The sequence below is a fragment of the Streptomyces sp. NPDC019224 genome, from assembly GCF_040632605.1.
GTDB lineage: Bacteria > Actinomycetota > Actinomycetes > Streptomycetales > Streptomycetaceae > Streptomyces.
Genome location: NZ_JBEYCF010000065.1, coordinates 1 through 25,649, shown reverse-complemented (window position 1 = coordinate 25,649; position 25,649 = coordinate 1). Strand labels below are relative to the sequence as shown.

The following is a 25,649-nucleotide window of genomic DNA, read 5'->3' as shown; positions in this document are numbered from 1 at the left end:
GGGGCGGGCTACGAGCGTACTTCGAGGAGCGGGACGAGCTGCTCGACGGGGGTCATGGAGCCGTGCATACCGACCATGGCCGACTCGTGCGGCTCGTTGCGGGAAGCGGTGATCACCACGTCGTCGTGGGCCGCCGCGACCACGTCGCCGATCCTGCCGTACACCCGCTCGTCGATCCGGGGGCCGAACCAGCCCGCAGCGACGGCCTCGTCCCGGCTCGCCACCCAGAACTGCTCGCCCAGCACCTCGCGCCAGACGGCCAGCACGTCGGAGGCGGCCCCCGGGACGGCGTACACGTGCCGGGCACGGCCCTCGCCGCCGAGCAGCGCGACGCCGGCGCTCAGCTCCCAGTCCTCGTCGAAGTCGATCCGGGACTGCTCGTCGAAGGGGATGTCGATCATGCCGTGGTCGGCGGTGATGTAGAGCGCCGAGCGCGGCGGAAGCTGCTCGGCCAGACGCCGGGCCAGCCCGTCGACGTACATCAGCTGTCCGCGCCAGGCGTCGGAGTCGGTACCGAAGCGGTGCCCCTTGCCGTCGACCTCGCTGTAGTACGTGTAGACGAGCGAGCGGTCGCCGGAGGCCAGCCGCTCGGCGGCGGTGTCCATCCGTTCCTCGCCGCTGAGCCGGCCGAGGAAGGAGCCGCCGCTGAGCGCGACCTTGGTCAGCGGAGTCTGCTCGAAGGCGGGGGCGGAGACCTGGGCGGTACGCACGCCGGCCGCGTCGGCGAGCTGGAAGAGGGTGGGGTGGGGCTGCCATGCCTTCGGCGGGGTCCACGGGTTCCAGCGGAGCTGGTTCATCAGCTCGCCGGTCTCGGGATTACGGACCGTGTAACCGGGAAGACCGTGCTCGCCGGGCGGCAGGCCGGTGCCGACGGAGGCCAGCGAGGTCGCCGTGGTGGCTGGGAAGCCCGCCGTGATCGGACGGCCGGTGCCGCCGCGCGAGGTCGGGAGCAGCGAGTGCAGGAACGGGGCCTCGTCGGGGTGCGTCCTTATCTGCTCCCAGCCGAGGCCGTCGATCAGGAAGACGCAGTTGCGGTCGGCGGGGGCGAGTTCGCCGATGGCCGCACCGAAACCGGGCACTTCCTGGCCCGCGAGCAGGGTCGGCAACAGGTCGGCGAGCGAGCCGCTGCCGTACTCCGGGACGGGCGCGGTGTCGACGGGCAGCGGGACGGGGTCGTCCTGCCAGGCCGGCTGGGCCATCAGTGGCCGGCCGCGGGGGTGGCGGCCGTGGCCTCGGAGAGCGCCTGGGCGAAGGCGAGGGTCTGGCGCACGGTGTCCGGGCCGTCGCCGGCCTCGCTGACCCGCAGGCTCAGGTCGTCGGCGGTGGTGCTGCCGGTGTAGCCGTGATCGGCCTCGCAGTTGGGGTCGCCGCAGGCGGCGGGCTCCAGGTCGATGCGGGAGACCGCGCCCCAGCCGATGGTCAGGACGACCTCGCGGGGCAGCGTGCCCGGGACGTACTTCTCCGGATTGGCGACGACACGGCTGACCACGACCGAGGAGATCCGGTCGAGCTTGACCGATTCGGTGGAGGTGGTGGCGTACGGCGACGGGGAGCTGGTGTCGGCGTTCTGCTCGTCGGTGTGGCTGACGATGAAGCGGGTGTCCGTGAGCACCAGCACCGTGACATGCCGGCGCACCTCGTTGGAGTCGAAGGTCGTCTCCTGGTGCACCAGGTACGAAGCGACCGGCTCACCGCCCACGGCGGCCTCCACCGCCTCGGCCACGAGGGCCGGGTAGTAGCCGCTGCGCTCGATCGCCGCGCGCAGCCCCTGGGTCGTCGTACCGGTCTTAGCCATGGGAACCATCCTACGGGGGACGGATGGCTGCCGGGGACGCCGCGGTGGCCCCGCCCCGGCCGGTCCAGGGGCACGCGAGCCGGCACCGGGTCAGTAGTTGGACAGGCGGCGGGGGCCGAGGTCGGTCCTGGCCGGCGGCGGTGAGAGGCGCACGCTCGCCCCGAGCACGGAGAGCCCCTGCGGGGCGACCACGACCGGCTCCAGGGCGATGGAGACCACTTCGGGATGGTCGTCGACCAGCCGGGAGACCCGCAGCAGCAGCTCCTCCAGCGCGGCGGTGTCCACGGGCGCCGCACCACGCCAGCCGAACAGGACCGGGGCCGCCCGGATGGACCGGATCAGCTCGGCGGCGTCGCGGTCGGTGGCCGGGACCAGGCGGTGGGCGGTGTCGCCGAGCAGTTCGGAGGGCGCCCCGGCCAGGCCGAAGGAGAGCACGGCACCCGCGGCCGGGTCGATGGCGGCCCGTACGACGGTGTCGACGCCGCGCGGCGCCATGGCCTGGACGACGGGCCGCAGCTCCGCGGGCCTGCCGAGCAGGTCGGTCAGATCGCCGTACGCGCGGCGCAGCGCCGCCTCGCTGCCGAGGTCCAGGCGTACGCCGCCGAGGTCGGCCCGGTGGCGCAGATGGGGAGCGGTCGTCTTCAGAGCCACCGGGTAGCCGAGCCGGGCGGCGGCGGCCACCGCTTCCTCCGGACCGGGGGCCGGCAGCGTGGGGCGGACGGCGATGCCGTAGCAGGCGAGCAGTTCACGGGCCTCGTCGTGGCCGAGCGGCCGGCCGCGCGGGTCCGGGTCCTTGCCGAGGAGTGCCTCGATGCGGGCGGCCGCGCCCGGGGCGTCGATGGTGTCGTCGAGGAAGTCGGGCACCTTGCCGGGCACCGCGGCCTGGCGCCGCCACTGGGCGTACCGCACGGCCTCGGCGAGCGCCCGGACGGCGCGCTCGGCAGCGGGATAGGCGGGGATACGGCCGACGCGGGGGACATCCTGGGGGACGCCGGGGGTGCTGTCCGTCGCACCGGGCGGGGGCGCCGGGGCGGCAGGGGGGGCGCCGGGGGGCACGGGTGTCCGGACAGCGCCCTCCGTGGCGCCGGGCGGTGTCGGAGCACCGGCCTCCGTGCCACCCGGTGGCACGGAGGCGCCGCTCTGCGCCGCGGTGAAGGGCTGCGCGGCCGGGCGCTGCTGGGAGACGGTGCTGGTGGCGGCGGACAGCGCCTCCGCCAGGCCGCCGATCTCCACGTGCACCACGGCGACCGGTTTGGCCGGGCCGGCGGCGGCCGCCGCGTGCAGGGCGGTGGCCAGGACCTCGCCGTCGCCCGACTCCGCCTCGCCGTTCTCGCCGGCCCAGGGGATCGCCGTCACGATCACGGCGTCGCACCCCCCGTCGGCCAGGGCCGCCGACAGCGCCTCCCGGAAGTCCTGCGGGGTCGCGGACGTGGTGAGGTCGACAGGTGGGCGCGGCCGGAGGCCCTCGGCCAGGCAGACGTCGTACGTGAGGAGGCCGAGGGACTCGGAGTTGCCGAGGATCGCGACGCGTCCGCCCGCCGGGAGCGGCTGGTCGGCGAGGAGCAGCCCCGCGTCGACCATCTCCGTGACCGTGTCGACGCGGATGACGCCCGCCTGCCGCATCAGCGCGGAGACCGTCGAGTCGGGGATGCGGCTGACGGGGACGGCGTGGCCGGGCGGGGTGGAGCCGCTGTGCCGGGCGCCCTTGACCACGACCACGGGCTTCACGGCGGCGGTGCGGCGGGCGAGCCGGGTGAACTTGCGGGGGTTGCCCAGCGACTCCAGGTAGAGCAGGGCGACATCGGTGTCCGGGTCCTCGTACCAGTACTGGAGGAAGTCGTTGCCCGAGATGTCGGCGCGGTTGCCGGCCGAGATGAAGGTGGAGAGGCCCGCGCCGCGCCGGTAGAGCCCGGAGAGCAGGGCGATGCCGATGGCGCCGGACTGGGTGAACAGGCCGATGCGTCCGGAGGCGGGCCGTTCCGGGGCGAGCGAGGCGTTGAGCCGGACCTCGTCGGAGTTGTTGATGATGCCGAAGGCGTTGGGCCCGATGATCCGCATGCCGTACGAGCGGGCCTGGCGCACCAGTTCCCGCTGGCGCTCGCGGCCCTCGGCGCCCCACTCGGCGTAGCCGGCGGAGAGGACCACCAGCCCCTGGACTCCGTGTTCACCGCAGTCCGCGACGGCCTCCGGGACCCGGTCGGCGGGCACGGCGACGACCGCGAGGTCGACCGGCTCGCCGATCTCGCCCAGGGAGCGGTGCGCGGGGACCCCGTCGATGGTGTCCCGGCCGGCGTCGAAGGCGCTGTTCACGGCGTGGACGCGGCCGGTGAAGCCCGCGCCGAGGAGGTTGCGCAGGACGGTGCGGCCGACGCCGCCGGGGGTGCGGCCGGCGCCGATGACGGCGACGGAGCCGGGGGCGAGCAGCCGTTGCACGGACTTGGCCTCGGCGCGCTGTTCACGGGCGCGCTGGACGGCCAGGGACTCGGCGGTGGGTTCGAGGTCCAGGGTGAGGTGGACGGATCCGTCCTCGAAGCTGCGCTGCTGGGTGTAGCCGGCGTCCCGGAACACCTTGATCATCTTGGTGTTGGCGGGCAGGACCTCGGCGGCGAAGCGCCGGATGCCGCGCTCGCGGGCGACGGCCGCGATGTGTTCGAGCAGGGTGGAGGCCACACCCCGGCCCTGGTGGGCGTCCTGGACGAGGAAGGCGACCTCGGCCTCGTCGGCGGGTGCGGAGGCGGGCCGGCCGGTCGCGTCGATCCGGTCGTAGCGGACGGTGGCGATGAACTCGCCCCCCACGGTGACGGCGAGGCCCACCCTGTCGACGTAGTCGTGATGGGTGAAGCGGTGGACGTCCTTGGCGGAGAGCCGGGGGTAGGGCGCGAAGAAGCGGTAGTACTTCGACTCGTCGGAAACCTGCTCGTAGAAGCTGACCAGGCGCTCGGCGTCGTCCGTGGTGATCGGCCTGATCCGCGCGGTGCCGCCGTCGCGGAGCACCACGTCCGCCTCCCAGTGATCGGGGTAGGCATGATGCGGACTCTGCTCCGAAGAGGGCTGCATGGGCCAAGCCTACGGCTGTCGCACCGGTCGCGGGGGTGCCGGGGCCGGGGCAGTCTGGGGTCTCCGGACGACCGCGCAAGCGGGCCTCGGAAGGGCCCGCGGGTCGGCCCGGAGCATCGCGCACCACATGAGACACTGGTCTAGACAACCGTTGATTCGTGAAGGGCAGAACCATGGCTGAGCGCCGCGTAAACGTCGGTTGGGCCGAGGGCCTGCACGCCCGCCCCGCTTCCATCTTCGTCCGTGCCGCTACGGCTTCCGGCGTCCCCGTCACCATCGCCAAGGCGGACGGCAACCCGGTGAACGCGGCCTCCATGCTCGCGGTGCTCGGCCTCGGTGCCCAGGGGGGCGAGGAGATCGTGCTGGCGTCCGACGCGGACAACGCCGAGGCCGCTCTGGACCGCCTGGCCAAGCTGGTCGCCGAGGGGCTCGAAGAGCTTCCGGAGACCGTCTGAGCCCGAGCGGTCACGACCACCGGAATTCTCACGGGAAAGCCGCGATCCCCTGCACGGGGCGTCGCGGCTTTTTCGTGCGCGGGCTGCAGCTATGGCGACTGGGACCGAATAGGCAGGGGTCGCCTTTTTCGGTTTTTTTGCACGGGCCTTTATTTCTTTGTACGTGCCCTTTGTTAATTTCGGCCGCTCGCGGTGTTTACGGCATGTTGCGAAGCCCTCACACGCCCGGCCGGGGGCGCGGCGGCGGAAGCCGGGCGGCCTGTGCGGCGCAGCCGGTGCGCGGCGCCCTGGCGTTCGGCGAGCTGTGCGGCCAGGGCCCTCGCCCGCTCCGCGTCGCCGCGCGCCACGGCGTCCACGAGCGCCCCGTGCTCGGCCCACGCCTCGGCCGGGCGGGCCGGCTGGTCGACCGCGTACATCCAGGCGATCTTGTGGCGGAGCTGGGTGAGGAGGGCGATGAGCCCGGGACTGCCCGAGGCCTGGGCCAGTGTCTCGTGGAACCAGCCGGCGAGGGAGCGCAGGTCCTCGCCCTCGCCCCGGCGGGCCCGCTCCTGGCCGAGCCTGACCAGGCCGCGCAACACCTTGAGGTGGGCCTCCGTCCGGCGCTGGGCCGCACGGGCGGCACTCAGCGGCTCCAGCAACTTGCGGACCTCCAGGAGGTCGGCGGCCTCCTGCTCCGAGGGCTCCGCGACGCAGGCCCCGGCGTGTCTCCGGGTGACGACGAAGCCCTCGGACTCCAGGGTGCGCAGCGCTTCCCGTACGGGGACACGGGAAACCCCGTAACGCTGTGCGAGCACCTCCTCGGTGAGCCGGCTGCCGCGTTCGAAGACACCGGAAACGATGTCGTCACGGATTGCCGTGCATACCGAATGTGCTGGAACGCGCATGTCCGAACCTCCGTCTCAATCCCCGCGAACAGCGGCCGATCGACACCTCTGCCGTGACTCTATTGCAATGTGCCCGCATTTCCGATGCCGAGCGGGAATTCATGAATATCTTTTGGTCACGGAGGGACGCGGGGAGGCGGGTGGGACGATACGGGTACGGCGAAGGCCCCGGCAGGATGCCGGGGCCTTCGCCGGGGAGCCTGTGACCGGTCAGACGCTGACACCGTGGGCGCGCAGGTACGCGACCGGGTCCATGTCGGAGCCGTAGGAGGGCGTGGTGCGGGCCTCGAAGTGGAGGTGCGGGCCGGTGGAGTTCCCGGTGGAGCCGGAGAGTCCGATCTGCTGCCCGGCGGCGACGCTCTGGCCGACGAAGACGCCGATCGACGAGAGGTGGCCGTACTGGGTGTACGTGCCGTCCGTCATCCGGAGCACGATGTTGTTGCCGTACGCCCCGCCCCAGCCGGCCTCGACGACCGTACCGGCACCGACGGCGACGACGGAACTGCCGGACGCGGCGTGGAAGTCGATGCCGGAGTGGCTGCCGGACGACCAGAGCGAGCCGCTGGACTTGTAGCCGGTGGTCACGTACGAGCCGGCGACGGGGAGGCGGTAGGACGTGCCCAGGGCGGCGCGGGCGGTGGAACGGCCGGCGCGCGCGGATGCCTCGCGGGCCGCCTCGGCCTTCGCCCTGGCCGCTGCCTTGACCTTGGCGGCCTTCGCGGCGGCCTGCTTCTTCGCGGCCTCGGCCTTCTTCTTGGCCTTGGCCTTGGCCGCCGCCTTCTTCTCGGCGACGTCGGCCAGGTGATGCTGCGCGGCGGCCTGGGCCTCGATCCGCTCGGCGAGGGTGCTCTCGACGGTGAGGAGCTGGGAGAGGCCGGTCCCGGTGGCCGTGGGGGCCGTCCCGGTGTCGGCGGCGAGGGCCGGGGAGGCGAGGGAGCCGATGACGCCGGTGGTGGCGAGGGTCGCGATGCCGACGGCCTTGGCGCCGGTACGCGTCAGACGGCTCGGGGCACGGTGCTTCCCGGTCGCACGGGTGAACGCCATGAGGTGGCTGGTCCTTTCCTTCCTTCTCGCCTACCGGGTTAGCTGACGGGTTCGGAGCAGGAAGGTCTCCTACGGGCGCCTTGCCCCGGAGGGGGCGGGCGTCCGATTCACCCCAGGGACTGCATGGGTCCCCGGCTCCCCGGGCTCGCGCCTGACGGGGACTCGGCGATGGCTGCCCGGTACGTCACGGATGCGGCGTACGAGTGGCGGACAGCGGGCCCGACGCTAATCGGCCGGACTTCCCGTCACCAAACGGGCAGGGGGTTTTGTAGCGCATCCCACAGGGTGAATCGGTTCCCTTGTGCGCAAATTGACGCATAAAGGAAAAAAATGGTCCGGCGTCGAGCGGGTACGCGGGGAGGCTCCGGCACAACAGCGCGCCGGAGCCTCCCGTGGCCCGTGCAGCGGGCGAAGTGGCCGGTCAGCCGGTGACGACCGACACCTCTCCGATCCCGAGGGCCCTGACCGGCTCCTCGATGCGCGAGGCGTCGCCGACCAGGACCGTGACCAGCCGGTCCACCGGGAATGCGCTGACCACGGCCGCGGTCGCCTCGACGGTGCCGGTCTCGGCGAGGCGGGCGTACAGCGTCGCCTGGTAGTCGTCCGGGAGGTGCTGCTCCACCTGGTCGGCCAGGGTGCTCGCGACGGATGCGGCCATCTCGAACTTCAGCGGGGCCACCCCCACGAGGTTCTGCACGGCCGTCTCGCGCTCGGCGTCCGTCAGGCCCTCGGCGGCCAGCGTCCGCAGGACCTTCCACAGGTCCTCCAGGGCCGGTCCGGTGGACTCGGTGTCCACGGAACCGCTGATGGCCAGCATCGCGGCGCCCGTCGCACCCGAGGCGGAGTCCGCGGCGCTGGAGCGGAGCACCTGGGCGAAGGCCCGCACGCCGTAGGTGTACCCCTTCTCCTCGCGCAGCACCCGGTCGAGCCGGGAGGTGAGGGTGCCACCCAGGCAGTAGGTGCCGAGCACCTGGGCCGGCCACACGCTGTCGTGGCGGTCGGCACCGATGCGGCCGATCAGCAGTTGCGTCTGCACCGCGCCGGGGCGGTCCACGATGATCACGCGGCCGGTGTCGTCGGCAGTGATCGGCGGGGCGGGGCGGGGCTCGACGATGTCCCCGGACCAGTCGCCGAGGGTCTCGGCGAGCAGGGCGTCCAGGTCGATGCCGGTGAGGTCGCCGACGACCACGGCGGTCGCGGCGGACGGGCGGATGTGCGCGTCGTAGAAGGCGCGCACGGCCGCGGCGTCGATCCGCTCGATGGTCTCCTCGGTGCCCAGGCGCGGGCGCGAGATGCGGGCCGTGGCCGGGAACAGCTCCTTGGAGAGCTGCTTGGCCGCGCGGCGGGCAGGGTTGGCCTGCTCGTGCGGGATCTCGTCCAGCCGGTTGCGCACCAGCCGCTCGATCTCGCTGTCCGCGAAGGCCGGTGCCCGCAGCGCCTCGGCGACCAGGCCGAGCGCCTTGGCCAGCCGGGAGGCCGGGACCTCCAGGGAGACCCGGACACCGGGGTGGTCGGCGTGGGCGTCGAGGGTCGCGCCGCACCGCTCCAGCTCGGCGGCGAACTCCTCGGCGCTCCGCTTGTCGGTGCCCTCGGACAGGGCGCGGGACATGATCGTGGCCACGCCGTCCAGACCCTCGGGCTCGGCTTCCAGGGGGGCGTCGAGGGAGATCTCGACGGCGACGACCTGCTGGCCGGGGCGGTGGCAGCGCAGCACGGTCAGGCCGTTGGGCAGGGAGCCGCGCTCGGGCGCGGGGAACGCCCAGGGACGGGCCACGCCGGGGACGGGCTGGGGCTGGTACTGCATCGAAACTTCAGTCGCGGCAGCGTCGGTCACTGGTCCGCCCCTTCGTGCGCGTCGGTGTCGGTGGCGGCATCCGCCTCTTCGGCGGGCTCGACCGGTTCGTAGACCAGAACCGCCCGATTGTCGGGCCGCAGCTGGGCCTGCGCGGCCGCCTTGACCTCGTCGGCCGTGACGTCGAGGATCCGGTTCACGGCGGTCAGCGCGAGCTGCGGGTCGCCGAACAGCACCGCGTACCTGCACAGTTCGTCGGCGCGGCCGGCGACCGTGCCGAGCCGGTCCAGCCACTCACGCTCCAACTGGGCCTGGGCGCGCTCCATCTCCTCGGGCGTGGGGCCTTCCTCGGCGAACCGGGCCAGCTCCTCGTCGACCGCGGCCTCGATCTCCGCCACCTCCACGCCGCCGGACGTCTTGACGTCCAGCCAGCCCAGGGAGGGCGCGCCGGCCAGCCGGAGCAGTCCGAATCCGGCGGCCACAGCCGTACGGTCGCGGCGGACCAAGCGGTTGTGCAGGCGGGACGACTCGCCGCCGCCCAGCACGGTCAGGGCGAGGTCCGCTGCGTCGCACTCGCGGGTGCCGTCGTGGGGCAGCCGGTAGGCGGCCATCAGGGCGCGTGCCGGCACCTCCTCGCGGACCTCCTCGCGCAGCTGGCCGCCCATGACCGGGGGCAGCGAGCCGTCGCGAGGCGGCTGCTTTCCGTCGTGGGAGGGGATGGAGCCGAAGTACTTCTCGATCCAGGCGAGGGTCTGCTCGGGGTCGATGTCACCGACGACCGACAGCACCGCGTTGTTCGGCGCGTAGTACGTACGGAAGAAGGCGCGGGCGTCCTCCAGGGTCGCCGCGTCCAGGTCGGCCATGGAGCCGATCGGGGTGTGGTGGTACGGGTGTCCCTCGGGGTAGGCGAGGGCGGTCAGCCGCTCGAACGCGGTGCCGTACGGGACGTTGTCGTAGCGCTGGCGGCGCTCGTTCTTGACCACGTCGCGCTGGTTCTCCATGGACTCCTCGTCGAGCGCGACGAGCAGCGAGCCCATCCGGTCGGCCTCGAGCCACAGGGCCAGCTCCAGCTGGTGCGTGGGCATCGTCTCGAAATAGTTGGTCCGCTCGAAACTGGTGGTGCCGTTGAGCGAGCCGCCGGCGCCCTGCACCAGCTCGAAGTGTCCGTTCCCCTTGACCTGGCCGGAGCCCTGGAACATCAGGTGCTCGAAGAGGTGGGCCAGACCCGTGCGGCCCTTGACCTCGTGGCGTGAGCCGACGTCGTACCAGAGGCACACCGCCGCGACCGGGGTCAGATGGTCCTCGGAGAGCACCACGCGCAGGCCATTGGCCAGACGGTGCTCGGTCGCTGTCAAGCCGCCGGAGCCGGCCTGGGCGGTGGCCGTGTGACCCATGGGCATGTACGTCCCTTCGATCGCGCTACTGGATGTCCATATGAAGAAGCCGCTGCGGGAAGCTGCTTCGAAAGGTTGCTTCGAGACACAGCCACTGTATGCAAGCGAACCGGCACCTGCCGAAGTTCCCGTGCGGCGAAGCTTCGCGCGAAATTCGCCGGAAGGGGGTCTTCCGCCGCCTCGGGACCGGCTGCGGGGGCCCCTTGGGACGGGTCGAGGTCGGGGTTGTCAGTGCGGCGGTCCACAATGGTGCGCGTCAGAACCTGAGGGAACCTGAGGTTGCCCGCACGAAATCCGTGAAGGAGTCGCAGCAGCGATGGCCCGCCGCAGCACGAAGACCCCGCCGCCGGTCGACTTCGAGGAGAAGATCCTCGACATCGACGTCGTCGACGAAATGCAGGGCTCCTTCCTCGAGTACGCGTACTCGGTGATCTACTCCCGCGCCCTGCCGGACGCCCGTGACGGCATGAAACCGGTGCACCGCCGCATCGTGTACCAGATGAACGAAATGGGCCTGCGCCCGGACCGCGGCTTCGTCAAGTGCGCCCGGGTGGTCGGCGAGGTCATGGGCAAGCTGCACCCGCACGGCGACGCGTCGATCTACGACGCGCTGGTGCGCATGGCCCAGCCGTTCTCCATGCGCCTCCCCCTCGTCGACGGGCACGGGAACTTCGGCTCCCTGGGCAACGACGACCCGCCGGCCGCCATGCGGTACACCGAGTGCCGGATGGCCGACGCGACCTCGCTGATGACGGAGTCGATCGACGAGGAGACGGTCGCCTTCCAGTCGAACTACGACGGTCAGGAGCAGGAACCGGTCGTCCTCCCGGCCGCCTACCCCAATCTCCTGGTCAACGGCACGACCGGGATCGCGGTCGGCATGGCGACCAACATGCCGCCGCACAACCTGGGCGAGGTCATCGCCGCGGCCCGGCACCTGATCAAGCATCCGGGCGCGGACCTGGAGACGCTGATGCGGTTCGTCCCCGGTCCCGACCTGCCGACCGGCGGGCGGATCGTGGGCCTCGGCGGCATCAAGGACGCGTACGCCAACGGCCGTGGCTCGTTCAAGATCCGCGCCACGGTCGCCGTGGAGAACGTCACACCGCGCCGCAAGGGCCTCGTCGTCACCGAACTGCCCTTCACCGTCGGCCCCGAGAAGGTCATCTCCAAGATCAAGGACCTGGTCTCGGCGAAGAAGCTCCAGGGCATCGCCGACGTCAAGGACCTCACCGACCGCTCGCACGGCCTGCGGCTGGTCATCGAGATCAAGAACGGCTTCGTGCCGGAGGCGGTGCTGGAGCAGCTCTACAAGCTGACGCCGATGGAGGAGTCCTTCGGCATCAACAACGTGGCGCTGGTCGACGGCCAGCCGCTCACCCTGGGGCTCAAGGAGCTGCTGGAGGTCTATCTCGACCACCGCTTCGACGTGGTGCGCCGACGCAGTGAGTTCCGCCGCACCAAGCGCCGCAACCGGCTGCATCTGGTCGAGGGTCTGCTCGTCGCGCTGGTCGACATCGACGAGGTCATCCGGCTCATCCGGTCCAGCGACAATTCGGCGCAGGCGAAGGAGCTGCTCATGGAGCGCTTCTCGCTGAGTGAGATCCAGACGCAGTACATCCTGGACACGCCGCTGCGCCGGCTGACCCGGTTCGACCGGATCGAGCTGGAGAGCGAGCGGGACCGGCTGGACGCCGAGATCGCCGAGCTGACGTCGATCCTGGAATCGGACGCCGAGCTGCGCAAGCTCGTCTCCTCGGAACTGGCCGCGGTCGCCAAGAAGTTCGGCACCGCCCGGCGCACGGTGCTGCTGGAGTCGGCCGGTTCGCAGGTCGCGTCGGTGCCGCTGGAGGTGGCGGACGACCCGTGCCGGGTGCTGCTGTCGTCGACGGGCCTGCTGGCGCGTACGGCCAACGACGACCCGATCGTCTTCACCGAGGGCGCCAAGCGGGCCAAGCACGACACGATCGTCTCGGCGGTGCCGGCGACGGCCCGCGGTGACATCGGGGTGGTGACGTCGAACGGGCGGTTGCTGCGGCTGCCGGTGATCGATCTGCCCCAGCTGCCGGACACGCACGAGGCGCCCAACCTGTCGGGCGGGGCGATGGTCGGGGAGTTCCTGACGCTGGAGGCGGACGAGGAGGTGGTCTGCCTCACCACGCTCGACGAGTCCTCACCGGGCCTTGCCATCGGCACGCTGCAGGGCGTGGTCAAACGCGTGGTGCCGGACTACCCGGCCAACAAGGACGAGCTGGAGGTCATCACCCTCAAGGACGGTGACCGGATCGTCGGCGCGATGGAGCTGCGGACGGGTGAGGAGGACCTGGTCTTCATCACCTCGGACGCGCAACTGCTGCGCTACCCGGCGGCGCAGGTTCGGCCACAGGGGCGGCCGGCCGGCGGTATGGCGGGCGTCAAGCTGGCGGCGGGGGCCAGGGTGCTCTCGTTCGCGGCGGTGGACCCCGCGGCGGACGCCGCGGTGTTCACCGTCGCCGGTTCGCACGGCACGCTGGACGACTCGGTCCTGACCTGCAAGCTCACCCCGTTCGACCAGTACCCGCGCAAGGGCCGGGCGACCGGTGGGGTGCGCTGTCAGCGGTTCCTGAAGGGCGAGGACGTGCTGGTGTTCGCCTGGGCGGGCGCGTTGCCGGCCAGGGCCGCGCAGAAGAACGGTGCCCCGGCCCCGTTGCCCGAGCCCGACCCGAGGCGCGACGGTTCGGGGACGCCACTGGCGAGCCCGGTCGCGGTGATCGCCGGCCCGGTGTAGGCCGTCCGGCCCGGCGGCGGGGCGCCCTACGCGTCGTCGTCGCCGGGCTGTTGCACGTACCGCAGGACGCCCCACATGGCCCGCTCGTACGCGGCGTCCTGCTGCGTTTCCCCGGCCGTCTCCCCCGTAACGGCCGGCTCCTCCGCGACCCGGCAGGTGGCCAGTTCCTTGCGCAGGGCGGGCACGTCGATGCCGGAGCCGATCAGGACGAGCTGAGTCCGCTTCGGCTCGCCGCGCGTCCACGGCCTGGGGGTGAACCGCAGGAACCTGCCTACGGCGTGCACCCCGTAGGCGTTGCCCGGGTCGCCCGCGCCGAAATCGACGTACCCCTTGACGCGGTACAGCCCCTCGGGCCTGGAGTCGAGGAACCGCATCAGCCGGCGGGGGTCCATCGGCACGTCGGAGTCGAAGTCGACGCTCTCGTACGCGGTGTGCAGATGGCCTCCGTGCCCGTCGCCGCCCTCCGCCGCGCGCTCCTCCAGGTAGAGGTCCTCGAAAGTGAGCTGACGCGCCTTCTCCTCGCCGTCGGGCCGCAGCGCCGGGTCGAAGAGCAACTCGGGATCGATGCGCCCGTACGTGGCGGGGACGATCGCTGCCGTGCTGCCGGTCTCCGCGACGGCCTGACGGACGCGGGCACACTCCTCGTCGCCTGCCCGGTCCGTCTTGTTGAGCACGACGAGATCGGCCACCGCGAGATGGCGGCCGATCTCCGGATGGCGCTTCCGTGTCTCCTCGAACTCGGCGGCGTCGACCACCTCGATCAGGCCTCCGTACACGATGCGCGGGTTGTCGCCGGCGAGGATCATCCGGACGAGTTCCTGCGGCTCCGCGAGGCCGCTCGCCTCGATGACGATCACGTCGAGCCGGACGGAGGGCCGGGTCAGGGTCTCCAGATAGGTGTCCAGTTCGCTCGCGTCGACCGCGCAGCACAGACAGCCGCCGCCCAGGGAAACGGTGGACCCGACCTGCCCGGCGACGGTCATGGCGTCGATCTCGATGGCCCCGAAGTCGTTGACGATCACGCCGATCCGGTTCCCCGCTCGGTGCCGCAGGAGATGGTTGAGCAGCGTCGTCTTGCCGGATCCCAGAAATCCAGCGAGGACGACGACCGGGATCTGTGGGCTGCGGGGCGACGACGAGCTCAACGGGGCCTTCCTACGGGATCAGGCTGCCGGGACCGGCTGCGGCGGGGGCGGGCCGACGTAGCGGGCGGCCGGGCGGATGATCTTCGAGTCCTCCGCCTGCTCCAGGATATTGGCGCTCCAGCCCACCACCCGCGCCGCACAGAAGGTCGGCGTGAACATCTCACGCGGCAGGCCACACAGCTCCATGACCACTCCGGCGTAGAACTCCACGTTGGTGTGCAGCTCACGCCCCGGCTTCAGCTCGGCGAGGATCGCCTCGACCTGCCGCTCCACCTCGACGGCGAAGTCCACGAGCGGGCCGCCGAAGCCCTGGGCGATGGACCGCAGCATGCGCGAGCGGGGGTCCTCGGTGCGGTAGACCGGGTGGCCGAAGCCCATGATCCGGTCGCCGGCGAGTACCCGTTCGCGGATCCAGCCGTCGATGCGGTCGGGGGTGCCGATCGCGTCGAGCGTGTCGAGGGCACGGCTGGGGGCGCCGCCGTGCAGTGGACCGGAGAGCGCTCCGACGGCGGCCACCAGGCAGGCGGCGACGTCCGCGCCGGTCGAGGCGACGACCCGGCCGGTGAACGTCGAGGCGTTGAAACCGTGGTCCACCGTGGAGATCAGATACTGCTCGACGGCCCTGACCCGGGCGTCGTCCGGGAGGGAACCGGTGAGCATGTACAGGTAGTTGGCCGCGTGCGGCAGGTCGGCACGCGGCTCGACGGGCTCGAGCCCCTGGCCGAGGCGGTACAGGGCGGTCAGCACGGTGGGGACGGCGGCGCAGACGGCCAGGGCATCGGCGCGGCGACGGTCCGCGTCGATGTCGTACACCGGCCGGAACCCGGCCGACGCCCCGAGCAGGGAGAGCGCCGTACGCAGCCCGGACAGCGGGCCCGACACCGCGCTCGCACGCGCCAGGGCAGGCAGGGCGTCGCGCACCGCGGCGGGAAGTACGCGCAGAGCGGCCGTGCGGGTGGCGAAGTCGGCGCGGGCGGCCGGGCCGGGCAGCTCGCCCTCGGTCATGAGGTACCAGACGTCCTCGAAGCTACGGGACTGTGCCAGCTCGACCGCCGAGTACTGGCGGTAGTGGTAGAAGCCCTCCCGCCCCCGGACGTCTCCCAGGGCCGTATCGGTCACGACAACCCCCGCAAGACCTCGGGGGACGTCGAGCGGTGTTACGCCGGTCATGGTCGTCATTGCTTCCTCCGTGGGCAGCCCGAGAACTCCTTGATATTGATTCGACTGTCCATGCATGACCATATGGCTGTCAATATTGATTGAATCAACATGAATGCATGGATGCCAAGGACGCATAGGGATACGGTGACGGCATGACGGATCGATCAGAGGCGGCCGAGCAACCCGGCGCGAGCGGGCAGCGGCTCACGACGCGGCAAACGGCCGAGCGGCTGGGAGTGAAGCCCGAGACGGTGTACGCCTATGTCAGCCGGGGCCAGCTGAGCAGCAGCCGTGCGCCTGGCGGACGCGGCAGTACGTTCGATGCGGCGGAGGTCGACGCGCTGGCCAGGCGCACGGGACGCAGGGAGCCGTCCTCGGCCACGGGCGAGCAGGCCGTCCGTACCGGCGTCACCCTCATCGCCGATGACCGCTACTACTTCCGGGGCGTGGACGCGACGGAGCTGGCAGCCCGCTATTCGTACGAGGAGGTCGCCGAGTGGCTGTGGACCGGTGAGCTGCGGCCGGGCGTCCGCTTCACTGCCCCGGAGCAGGCGGTGGCGGCGGCCCGGCGTGCGGTGGGCGCGCTGCCGGTGCACTGCGGCTCCACGGACCGGCTACGAGTGGCGGTGGTCGCCGCAGCCGCAGCCGACCCGCTGCGCTTCGACCTGTCGCGCGATGCGGTGCTCGGCGGCGCGCGAAGCCTGATCCCGACGCTGGTCGCGGCACTGCCGAGGGTGGGCGGGGACGAGGGGCCGGGTGCTTGTGGGGACGACGGTGCGGTCGGCGGTGCGGCGGAGACGGGTGGCGCGCGGGAGCCCGGCGGTGCGGCGGACCCGGGCGAACCGGCGGCGCCGGGCGGTGCGGCCGCTTCGGTCGGCCTGGCCCGTCAACTGTGGCCGAAACTCACCGCCCGTCAGCCCGACGAGCCTTCACTCGCCACCCTGGACACCGCGCTCGCGCTGCTGATCGACCACGATCTGGCGGCCTCCACACTGGCCGCCAGGGTCGCCGCATCGGCCCGGGCGCATCCGTACGCGGTGGTGTCGGCGGGGCTCGGCGTACTGGAAGGTCCTCTGCACGGCGCGGCGAGCGGGCTCGCCCACCGCATGCTGGCCGAGGTCCTGGAGCGCGGCGGCGCCGCTCCGGTGGTGGCGGACCATCTGCGGGCCGGCCGCCGGGTACCGGGGCTCGGGCACCGGCTGTACACCGGCGAGGACCCGCGCGCCCGCACCCTTTTCAGCTTGCTCGCGCGCATCCCACAGGCGGCACAGGCCCTGGCCGCCGCCCATGACGTGGTCGCCACCACGGCGCGCGACGCGACTCTGCACGCCAACGTCGACTTGGCGCTGGCCGTGCTCTCGGTCGCTTCGGACATGCCGGCGGAGGCGGGAGAGACGGTGTTCGCGATCTCCCGCACGGCGGGCTGGATCGCGCACGCACTGGAGGAGTACGGGGAACGCCCGCTGCGGATGCGCCCCAGCGGGCACTACACCGGCCCTCGGCCGCCCCAGCCGCTCCCGCCCCAATAGCCACGCAATTGAGGGCGCCAGTGCCGCAAATTCCCGACGGTCAGCGGGAAGCCGTAGCGCGCGGCGGCTGGGCCGTGGAACCCCGAACGACCAGTTCCGGTTCGAAGAGCAGCTCGTCCGACGGCACCGCGCGGCCACCGATCTGCACGGAGAGCAGTTCGACGGCGGCACGCCCCATGGCCTCGATCGGCTGGCGGACGGTGGTGAGCGGGGGCTCGGTGCAGTTCATGAAGGCCGAGTCGTCGTACCCGACGACGGACACGTCGTCGGGCACCGACAGGCCCCGCCGCCGCGCCGCGCGCACGGCCCCGAGAGCCAGGGGGTCGCTGGCGCAGATGAATCCGGTGACCCCCTCGTCCAGCAGCCGCGCGGCGGCGGCCTGCCCGCCCTCCAGCGAGAACATCGCCCGGGCGACCCACTCGTCCGGGATGCTCGTGCCCGACTCCCCGGCGAGCGCCCGGGCGGCGGTGAGCTTGCGCTGCGAGGGCATGTGGTCCGAGGGGCCGAGCACCAGGCCGATGCGCTCGTGGCCCAGCGAGACCAGGTGGCGCCACGCCTGCTCGACGGCCACGGAGTCGTCGCAGGAGACGCAGGGGAAGCCGAGATGGGCGATGGCCGCGTTGATCAGAACGACGGGGATCTTCCGGTCGGCCAGCACCTTGTAGTGATCGTGCGGGGCGTCGGCCTGGGCGTAGAGGCCACCGGCGAAGACCACACCCGAGACCTGCTGCTGCAGGAGCAGTTCCACGTAGTCAGCCTCGGAGACACCCCCCTTGGTCTGCGTGCAGAGAACCGGGGTGAGGCCCTGCTGGGCGAGCGCACCGCCGACCACCTCGGCGAAGGCGGGGAAGATCGGGTTCTGCAGCTCGGGCAGGACGAGGCCGACCAGCCGGGCCCGTTCACCGCGCAGCTGGGTCGGGCGCTCGTAACCGAGGACGTCCAGCGCCGAGAGAACGGCCTGCCGCGTGGCGTCGGAAACGCCCGGCTTGCCGTTGAGCACCCGGCTGACCGTGGCCTCGCTGACTCCAACCTTCTGTGCCACCTGAGCAAGTCGTCGCGTCATGCCTGCAAGATTAGCGCAAGAAACGCAAGAAGATTGCGTGGGGTGGGAACCAAAGACGAATTTCGGCAGGCGTCGGCAGAATGCTCCTCAGCGGCCTCCCCGGGCCCTGCTCCTGCCGGCGTGGAGCCGCCGCTCCCCCACCGGCGCCACCGTACCCGCCACCGCCCGCCCAGGCACCCCTCAGAGCACGGGTCGAACTGCCCACATACCCTCGAAGACATGAACAAGTTCAAGGGCGGCAACGATCGGCACCTGTCCCTGAGCAACGGCGGTACGGCGGTGTTCGTGGACGTACTGACCTTCGCCGTCTCGGAGTTGGCGCGGGAACCATGGGATTTCCGCTTCGCCGCCCTCCTGTCGCTCCAGAACCAGAACGTGATGGGGCGGGGCGTCGTCGGCTTCGCCTTGGAGGAGCTGGACTGGGGCGAGTCGCCGCAGGAGGCCGCCGCGGCCAAGGATTTCCTGCTGCGCGTCCTCGATCTGGCCCTGACCCGCCACCGGTGGGACGAGCTGACGTACGAACCACCCCGGGTCGAGGGGTACTTGCGCACCTACCGGGCGATGGTCCAAGACTTCGACTTCGCCACCGCGAAGGCCGGCGAGGACGTCCTGCCCGGACCGCAGGAGGCCGCGCGGGCCTCCTGCGTTCGTCACCGCGTCCTGAACGGGCTGCCGTTCTGGGAGGAATGCGTCTTCTGCACGGACGGACTCTGACGGACGGGGGCGGCGCTCAGACCGCCCCCGCCCCGGTCATCGCCCGCACCTCGGTCTCCGCGTACTTGGCCGCGTCCGGTGGTTCGCTCGCGGTGACGGTGCCGATCCAGCCGGCGAGGAAGCCCAGCGGGATGGAAACCAGGCCGGGGTTCTCCAGCGGGAAGACCTGGAAGTCGGCACCGGGGAAGAGCGAGCTGGAACTGCCGGAAACAACCGGGGAGAACACAACGAGCAGCACGGCCGGTACCAGCCCTCCGTAGACCGACCAGACCGCCCCGCGCGTGGTGAAGTTCCGCCAGAACAGCGAATAGAGCAGGACCGGCAGGTTGGCCGACGCGGCGACGGCGAAGGCGAGGCCCACGAGGAACGCCACATTGAGGTCCTGGGCTAGCAGACCCAGCCCGATGGCGACGACTCCGATGCCGGCCGCCGCCACCCGGGCCACGGCCACCTCGCTGCGCGGCTTGGCACCGGGACGCTTGAGCGAGGCGTAGAGATCGTGGGCCACGGACGCGGAGGAGGCGAGAGTGATCCCGGCGACGACGGCCAGGATCGTCGCGAAGGCGACGGCGGCGACCACGGCGAACAGGATCGTTCCCCCGGTGGAGCCGTCTCCGCCGCCAAGCGCCATGGCCAGCAGCGGTACAGCCGTGTTCCCCGCGGGATTCGACTCCCGTACGTCCGCCGAGCCGACCAGCGCGGCCGCCCCGAATCCCAGCACGATCGTCATCAGGTAGAAGCTCCCGATGAGGCCGATGGACCAGACCACGGACCGGCGGGCCGCGCGGGCGGTGGGGACGGTGTAGAAGCGGGACAGGATGTGCGGCAGCCCCGCCGTGCCCAGCACCAGGGCGAGACCGAGGCTGATGAAGTCGATGCGCGCCGTCCAGCTCCCGCCGTACCGGAGACCGGGCGAGAGGAAATCCTTGCCGTGCCCGCTGCGATCGGCGGCGGAGTTGAGCAACTCGTTGATGTTCCCGTGGAAGTGGACCAGCACGAGCACGGTGAGCACCACGGTGCCCGCCATCAGCAGGACGGCCTTGACGATCTGGATCCAGGTGGTGGCCCGCATCCCGCCGAGCGACACGTACACGACCATGAGTGCCCCGACGCCGATGACGGTCCAGGACCGGGCGGCACCGCTCGTCCCGCCGAGAAGCAGGGCGACCAGACTGCCCGCGCCGACCATCTGCGCCACCAGGTAGAGCACGGACACGGTGACGGAGGACGTCCCCGCGGCGATGCGGACCGGGCGCTCCGCCATCCGGGCCGCCACCACGTCGGCGAGGGTGAACCGACCGCAGTTGCGCACGAGTTCCGCGACGAGCAGCAGGACGACAAGCCAGGCGACGAGGAAGCCGACGGAGTAGAGCATCCCGTCGTAGCCGAAGAGGGCGATCAGGCCGGAGATGCCCAGGAAGGACGCGGCGGACATGTAGTCGCCCGCGATGGCGAAACCGTTCTCCATGGGGGAGAACAGACGGCCGCCGGCGTAGAACTCCTCCGCCGAGCCGTGCCTGTTGCGGCTCACCCAGGTGGTGATGCCCAGGGTGACCGCGATGAAGGCGCTGAACAGCAGCAGCGCCAGGGTCTGGTGGTCGCCGCTCAACGTCCGGCCCCCCGTGTCATCTCCTGGGTCTCCCAGCGCAGGTCGAGCGCGGCCCGGTCCCGGCGCAGTCGCGCATGCCTCGCGTACGCCCCGGTGAGCAGGAACGTCGTCAGGAACTGGCCCAGCCCCACGACCATGGCCACGTTGACCGCCCCGGCCACCGGCCGCGCCATCAGCCCGGGCGCGGTCACCGCCGTGACGACATAGGCGAGGTACCAGACGAAGAAGGCGGTGGTGGCGGGTACGACGAAGTTCCGGTAGCGGCGGCGCACCTCCTGGAAGGCATCGCTGCGCTGCACCTCCAGATAGATGTCCGCCGCGCTGGTCCCACCCGGCGGCGCGACCTGCCCGGGCACCACGGAGGGCATGGGGCCCCCCGAACCGCCCGGCTCCTCCCCAGCGGAGGCCGGCGCGTCGTCCCACGGGTCGTCCAGCCGCATCGCCGCGGACTCGCGCCCTGCTTCCTTCTCCACCGAACAACTCCCCTTGTCCACGAACCACTTCGGCCGCGTATCCAAGAATGGGCAGATCGGGAAGATCCCGGGCACATCATTCGCCAGACTTCACCTCTTCAGGTGAAGGATCTCCCGGGCGGACGTGCCGGCCCCCGCATGGAGGCATAGCGCATCCCTCGGGCCCGGTCGCGGAGCCCCGCCTTGGCGAAGAGGTTGTTGATGTGACTCCTCACCGTGGCCTGCTCCAGCAGTCGGCGCTGCACAGTGGACGAGAGTCCCCTCCCCGAGAGCACGGCCTCGACCGCCCGCACGATCTCGCCGCCCCGGCGTCCTTGGCCAGCTGCCCCCACGCCCCACCCCGAACGCGGCCGGCCCAGCATCCCGAGCAGACCGAGCGCCGGCCACAGGCGGGTCTCGCACGTGGTCCTTCCACTCATGCCGGCCCGGAACGCCGACAGCAGGACCGCCGCGCGGCGCGGGTATCACTGTGGCCCGCCGCGCCAGCAGCCCCTCCCGTACCGGCAGAGCCGCCGCCAGGGCCGCCATCAGGGCGTGGCGGCCTGACGCACGCCCGGCGCGACCGCGATCCCGTACAGAGCCGCCCGCATGCCCAGTCCGCCGACCCGGACCAGGACGAGCGCGATGACCGCGACGATCACCAAGGTCTGGACGAGCCCGGCCAGGGGCGCATCCGAGATGCGAGAAGTTCTGCACCTCCGAAGCTGCGGAAGAGCCCAGCTCAGCAGATCGGCCCCAGGGTGGAGACGACGTCCGGTGCCACCCTGCACCGGACGTCGACCGGCTCCCGGGGGCCGCCGCTCAGACGTCGATGCGTGAGCGGTCCAGCGTCGCCGCCGAACTGGTGATGAACTCCTTGCGCGGTGCCACCTCGTTGCCCATCAGCAGGTCGAAGACCTTCTCGGAGGATTCCAGGTCACCGATGTTGATCCGCCGCAGCGTGCGGTGGCGCGGGTCCATCGTCGTCTCCGCCAGCTGGTCGGCGTCCATCTCGCCCAGGCCCTTGTAGCGCTGGATCGAGTCCTTGTAGCGGATGTTCTTGCGCTGGAGCTCCAGCAGCCGCTGGCGCAGCTCGTTGTCCGAGTAGGTGTAGATGTACTTGTCCTGGCCCTTCTTCGGCTGGACCAGTTCGATCCGGTGAAGCGGGGGCACCGCGGCGAAGACCCGGCCCGCCTCGACCATCGGCCGCATGTACCGCTGGAAGAGCGTCAGCAGCAGGATGCGGATGTGCGCGCCGTCGACATCCGCGTCGACCAGCAGAACGATCTTGCCGTACCGGGCGGCGTCGATGTCGAAGGTACGCCCGGAGCCGGCTCCTATGACCTGGATGATCGCGCCGCACTCGGCGTTCTTCAGCATGTCGGAAACCGATGCCTTCTGAACGTTGAGGATCTTGCCGCGAATCGGCAGCAGCGCCTGGAACTCACTGTTCCGCGCAAGCTTCGCCGTACCGAGCGCGGAGTCCCCCTCCACGATGAACAGCTCGCTGCGCTCCACGTCGTCGCTGCGGCAGTCAGCGAGCTTCGCCGGCAGCGAGGACGATTCCAGTGCCGTCTTGCGCCGCTGGGCGTCCTTGTGCTGGCGAGCCGCGATCCGGGTGCGGGCGGCTGCCACCGCCTTGTCGAGAACGGCCCTGGCCTGCGCCTTCGCGTCCCGCTTGGTAGAAGTGAGGAAGGCCTTGAGCTCCTTGGCCACGACGTTGGCGACGATCCGGTTGGCCGCGGAAGTACCGAGCACCTCCTTCGTCTGCCCCTCGAACTGCGGTTCCGCCAGGCGCACGGTCACGACCGCGGTGAGGCCCTCCAGGGCGTCGTCCTTGACGATGTCGTCCTCGGCCACGCGCAGCAGTTTCGCGGAGCGCAGCACCTCGTTGACCGTCTTGGTCACGGAGCGCTCGAACCCGGTCACGTGAGTGCCGCCCTTGGGGGTGGCGATGATGTTGACGAAGGACTTCACGTTCGTCTCGTACCCGGTGCCCCAGCGCAGCGCGATGTCGACGCCCAGTTCGCGCGTGACCTCGGTGGCCGTCATGTGTCCGCGCTCGTCCAGGACCGGAACGGTCTCCTTGAACGTGCCCTGCCCGGTCAGGCGCAGGACGTCGCAGACGGCCTTGTCCTGCGCGAGGTACTCGCAGAACTCACTGATGCCTCCGTCGAAGCGGAAGGTCTCCTCCGTCTTGCCGGCTCCGTCCAGACCCCGCTCGTCGCGCACGACGATGGTCAGGCCAGGGACGAGGAAGGCCGTCTGGCGGGCCCGCTGGTAGAGCGTCTCCAGGCTGAGCTTCGCGTCCTTGAGGAAGATCTGCCGGTCGGCCCAGTACCGCACCCTCGTGCCGGTACGCGCTTTCGGGACACGCTTTCCCTTGCGCAGCCCGTTGGCCGGGTCGAACGGGCTGTCCGGGCCCTGCTCGGTGAAGATCCCCGGGACACCCCGCCGGAAGCTGATCGAGTGGGTCGCACTGTTGCGGTCGACCTCGACGTCGAGTCTGGCGGAGAGGGCGTTGACCACAGAGGCGCCCACGCCGTGCAATCCGCCGGAGGCGGCGTAGGAGCCGCCGCCGAACTTGCCCCCGGCGTGCAGCTTGGTCATCACGACCTCGACGCCGGACAGGCCGGTCTTGGGTTCGATGTCGATCGGGATACCCCGGCCGTTGTCCCGGACCTCCACGGAGTTGTCGTCGTGGAGGACGACCTCGATGTGGTCGCAGTAGCCGCCGAGGGCCTCGTCGACAGAGTTGTCGATGATCTCCCAGAGGCAGTGCATCAGGCCGCGGCTGTCGGTGGACCCGATGTACATGCCGGGGCGCTTACGAACCGCTTCGAGCCCCTCGAGTACGAGCAGGTGCCGCGCGGTGTAGTTGGAACCGTCTCGGTCTGCTCCGGTCAGCAGCGCAGTGGACGGCACGGACGTATCGGCGGTCACGCGGTTCGCTCCTCGCTGAATTTCATTTGGGGCCCAGTGGGTCACGGGCTCGGCTTCGGTTGCCGCTGTGAGGGTACCGATGCCTGGTAGAGCGGGTGAAACGCCACCCTCGAAGAACCCCCACACTAAACCAGATTCGCATGCACGTTCGATCCCTCATGAGGGTGACATGCACATCACGTTCCCTTCCAGGCATGAACCATTTAGGCTCCGGGCACGTCCTCATCAACAACCGGCAAGCCAGCCGGCCCGGACTGACCAAGCCAAGCAACGCGAAACCGTAGCGCCACGCAATACGGCACATTCGCCACGAACCGGCAACAGACAGCCATCCTGAGAAGAAGTTTCGAAGAAAAGCCACGAGCGGGAACGTTTTCGGCCTGGTTGGATGTTGACCCTGGTACGACAGCTCGTCGAGCTAGAGAAGAGGCGACGTGACTACTGTTCTGACCCCCGCGAGCCCGCTGACCGCAGCAGACCGCTGTGACCGTTGCGGCGCCCAGGCCTACCTGCGCGTCGTACTCATCAGCGGCGGTGAACTGCTCTTCTGCGCCCACCACGGTCGCAAGTTCGAGCCGGAACTCAAGAAGATCGCCGCGGAAATACAGGATGAGACGGACCGACTGACGGCCGTGCAGGCCCAAGCCGCCGAAGAGGAACACTGACACCTCGCATCCACGACGAGCCGGGGGCCGGTCCCGGACCGGCCGACGGGCGGCCTCCCAGCTGAGGGAAGCCGCCCGTTCTCGTACCCGCGGAGCCTGTGCCGGTCAGTCGGCCGCCGCCATCCAACCGATGGCAGCGGAGACCCGTGTGTAGACGCCGGGGCTATCGGCACGCCCGCAGCCATTCCCCCACGACACCAGTCCCACAAGCCGCCCCTGGGCCACCAGAGGCCCTCCGCTGTCTCCCTGGCACGCGTCGTACCCGCCCTCGGGCGCGCCCGCACAGAGCATCGACGAGGCGTCGTACGTACCGTTCCCACCGCCGGGGTATGCCTGCTCGCACGAGCGGTCGGGCAGGATGCTCACCTGGGCGGACCTGAGTGACGACGCGTAGTCGCCGTAGCCGGTGGTATCGCCCCATCCGTAGACGAGCGCCGGCGTACCGGCCCGGTACGCGGAGTCACCGGCCTCCGCCAGGGGGATCACATCCCCTTCGGGCAGCGCCTCGGAGAGGGTGAGCACCGCGGCGTCCCCACGGTTCGTGGCGGCGTCGAACCCGGGGTTGATCCACGCTCCGCTCACCGGAACCTCCTTGCCGCCCGTGCCGTTCAGCTCGTCCCGGCCTGAGATGATCCGCAGATCACTCACCTGGTCGACATCAGTGCCCAGCGCTTCGCGGCTCAGGCAGTGCGCGGCGGTGAGCACCTTCTTCGGCTCCACCACGACACCACCGCAGAACTGGCCGGCCCTGGTACCCCCGAACCGGTCACGGCTGGACAGTGCCACCGCCCACGGGCTGTCGGCGACGTGGGCGGGCTGGCCTCCGATGATGATGCTGTCCGCGACCGCCGGGGCGTGGGACGCGAGCGGTATCACGGCCGCGGCGGCGGCGAGGGCGAGCGCCCCGGTCATGATGCGGACGAGGGTGCGGGACATGCGTACTCCTGACTCTGTGATGGACCATGCCCACCCAGAGTCATTCCGCCGACGCCGATGCGCACCTTTGCTTCGCACGAAAAAGGCGACGATTCCCGCGCAGATCAGGACACGCAGCGAGGGCCCGGCTCCCCTTGTGGGGAGCCGGGCCCCCCGCCGCGGGTAATAAACCCCCCCCCGCCGCGGCGGAAGATCGCGCCCGCCGGGGACACCGCCGGGGGGGGGGGGGAGAAAAGTTAGGTGG

Annotated in this window: 19 protein-coding genes, 1 pseudogene and 1 riboswitch; of the genes and pseudogenes, 5 read left to right on the top strand and 15 right to left on the bottom strand. The window is 71.1% G+C overall.

Translation table 11 applies throughout. From position 1 onward, the window contains the following. Positions 1-8: 8 nt before the first annotated feature. The 3 genes from ABZ564_RS29375 to ABZ564_RS29365 all read right to left on the bottom strand — a co-directional run bounded on the left by ABZ564_RS29375 (position 9) and on the right by ABZ564_RS29365 (position 4,852). Positions 9-1,199, bottom strand: coding sequence for a nucleotide pyrophosphatase/phosphodiesterase family protein (locus ABZ564_RS29375; RefSeq protein WP_360862153.1), 1,191 nt, complete (start codon positions 1,197-1,199; stop codon positions 9-11). Then, complete coding sequence (locus ABZ564_RS29370; protein WP_328902786.1) at positions 1,199-1,795, bottom strand: DUF5998 family protein; 597 nt, start codon at positions 1,793-1,795, stop codon at positions 1,199-1,201. The genes ABZ564_RS29375 and ABZ564_RS29370 overlap by 1 nt, the downstream gene beginning before the upstream one ends. A 90-nt stretch (positions 1,796-1,885) precedes the next feature. Continuing rightward, positions 1,886-4,852 (bottom strand): GNAT family N-acetyltransferase, encoded by a 2,967-nt coding sequence (locus ABZ564_RS29365; RefSeq protein ID WP_360862152.1) that lies wholly within the window; start codon positions 4,850-4,852, stop codon positions 1,886-1,888. 173 nt (positions 4,853-5,025) lie between these two features. Here ABZ564_RS29365 and ABZ564_RS29360 point away from each other — a divergent pair, with 173 nt between their 5' ends. Then, the gene (locus ABZ564_RS29360; RefSeq protein ID WP_018105371.1) at positions 5,026-5,307 is read left to right on the top strand and encodes an HPr family phosphocarrier protein; all 282 of its coding nucleotides are present in this window, start codon (positions 5,026-5,028) and stop codon (positions 5,305-5,307) included. Positions 5,308-5,480: 173 nt separating this feature from the next. Here the strand turns inward: ABZ564_RS29360 and ABZ564_RS29355 are convergent, their stop codons facing one another. From ABZ564_RS29355 to ABZ564_RS29340, 4 genes are all read right to left on the bottom strand, one after another. Further along, on the bottom strand, positions 5,481-6,191 hold the full coding sequence (locus tag ABZ564_RS29355) for a GntR family transcriptional regulator (RefSeq protein ID WP_360862151.1): 711 nt from the start codon (positions 6,189-6,191) through the stop codon (positions 5,481-5,483). Between the two features lie 210 nt (positions 6,192-6,401). Further along, the gene (locus ABZ564_RS29350) at positions 6,402-7,235 is read right to left on the bottom strand and encodes a M23 family metallopeptidase (protein WP_360862150.1); all 834 of its coding nucleotides are present in this window, start codon (positions 7,233-7,235) and stop codon (positions 6,402-6,404) included. Positions 7,236-7,248: 13 nt separating this feature from the next. Beyond that, positions 7,249-7,413, bottom strand: a riboswitch (cyclic di-AMP (ydaO/yuaA leader). Between the two features lie 243 nt (positions 7,414-7,656). After that, on the bottom strand, positions 7,657-9,039 hold the full coding sequence (locus tag ABZ564_RS29345; RefSeq protein ID WP_360862164.1) for a pitrilysin family protein: 1,383 nt from the start codon (positions 9,037-9,039) through the stop codon (positions 7,657-7,659). Between the two features lie 26 nt (positions 9,040-9,065). Next, the gene (locus ABZ564_RS29340) at positions 9,066-10,427 is read right to left on the bottom strand and encodes a pitrilysin family protein (protein ID WP_360862149.1); all 1,362 of its coding nucleotides are present in this window, start codon (positions 10,425-10,427) and stop codon (positions 9,066-9,068) included. A 310-nt stretch (positions 10,428-10,737) separates the two neighbouring features. On the opposite strand from ABZ564_RS29340, the gene ABZ564_RS29335 reads away from it, so the two are divergent. Next, a complete protein-coding gene (locus ABZ564_RS29335) occupies positions 10,738-13,188 on the top strand; it encodes a DNA topoisomerase IV subunit A (protein WP_360862148.1) in 2,451 nt (816 codons plus the stop codon). A gap of 26 nt (positions 13,189-13,214) precedes the next feature. On the opposite strand, the gene ABZ564_RS29330 is transcribed toward ABZ564_RS29335, so the two are convergent. Then, positions 13,215-14,333, bottom strand: a complete 1,119-nt coding sequence (locus ABZ564_RS29330; RefSeq protein ID WP_360862147.1) for a GTP-binding protein — start codon at positions 14,331-14,333, stop codon at positions 13,215-13,217. An 18-nt stretch (positions 14,334-14,351) separates the two neighbouring features. Beyond that, entirely contained in the window at positions 14,352-15,512 is a 1,161-nt protein-coding gene (locus ABZ564_RS29325; protein ID WP_360862146.1) for a citrate synthase/methylcitrate synthase, read from the bottom strand. A gap of 134 nt (positions 15,513-15,646) precedes the next feature. Between ABZ564_RS29325 and ABZ564_RS29320 the strand changes: the two genes are divergently transcribed. Then, positions 15,647-17,023, top strand: a complete 1,377-nt coding sequence (locus ABZ564_RS29320; protein ID WP_360862145.1) for a citrate synthase — start codon at positions 15,647-15,649, stop codon at positions 17,021-17,023. A 40-nt stretch (positions 17,024-17,063) separates the two neighbouring features. Here the strand turns inward: ABZ564_RS29320 and ABZ564_RS29315 are convergent, their stop codons facing one another. Next, a complete protein-coding gene (locus ABZ564_RS29315; RefSeq protein WP_360862144.1) occupies positions 17,064-18,086 on the bottom strand; it encodes a LacI family DNA-binding transcriptional regulator in 1,023 nt (340 codons plus the stop codon). A 219-nt stretch (positions 18,087-18,305) separates the two neighbouring features. On the opposite strand from ABZ564_RS29315, the gene ABZ564_RS29310 reads away from it, so the two are divergent. Continuing rightward, positions 18,306-18,800, top strand: a complete 495-nt coding sequence (locus ABZ564_RS29310) for a hypothetical protein (RefSeq protein ID WP_360862143.1) — start codon at positions 18,306-18,308, stop codon at positions 18,798-18,800. 16 nt (positions 18,801-18,816) lie between these two features. Here the strand turns inward: ABZ564_RS29310 and ABZ564_RS29305 are convergent, their stop codons facing one another. The 4 genes and pseudogenes from ABZ564_RS29305 to ABZ564_RS29290 form a co-directional block, all read right to left on the bottom strand. Further along, positions 18,817-20,409, bottom strand: coding sequence for a cation acetate symporter (locus ABZ564_RS29305; protein ID WP_360862142.1), 1,593 nt, complete (start codon positions 20,407-20,409; stop codon positions 18,817-18,819). Beyond that, positions 20,406-20,849 (bottom strand): DUF485 domain-containing protein, encoded by a 444-nt coding sequence (locus ABZ564_RS29300; RefSeq protein ID WP_360862163.1) that lies wholly within the window; start codon positions 20,847-20,849, stop codon positions 20,406-20,408. Before ABZ564_RS29300 ends, ABZ564_RS29305 begins: the two co-directional genes overlap by 4 nt. Positions 20,850-20,980: 131 nt before the next feature. Then, positions 20,981-21,187: pseudogene (locus ABZ564_RS29295) on the bottom strand (DNA-binding response regulator); the annotation flags it as partial. Between the two features lie 496 nt (positions 21,188-21,683). Then, positions 21,684-23,804, bottom strand: coding sequence for a DNA topoisomerase IV subunit B (locus tag ABZ564_RS29290; protein ID WP_360862141.1), 2,121 nt, complete (start codon positions 23,802-23,804; stop codon positions 21,684-21,686). Positions 23,805-24,238: 434 nt separating this feature from the next. On the opposite strand from ABZ564_RS29290, the gene ABZ564_RS29285 reads away from it, so the two are divergent. After that, entirely contained in the window at positions 24,239-24,469 is a 231-nt protein-coding gene (locus ABZ564_RS29285) for a hypothetical protein (RefSeq protein WP_018105354.1), read from the top strand. 105 nt (positions 24,470-24,574) lie between these two features. Here the strand turns inward: ABZ564_RS29285 and ABZ564_RS29280 are convergent, their stop codons facing one another. After that, positions 24,575-25,405: a serine protease gene (locus ABZ564_RS29280; RefSeq protein ID WP_360862140.1), complete on the bottom strand. Its 831-nt coding sequence runs from the start codon at positions 25,403-25,405 to the stop codon at positions 24,575-24,577. Positions 25,406-25,649: the final 244 nt, after the last annotated feature.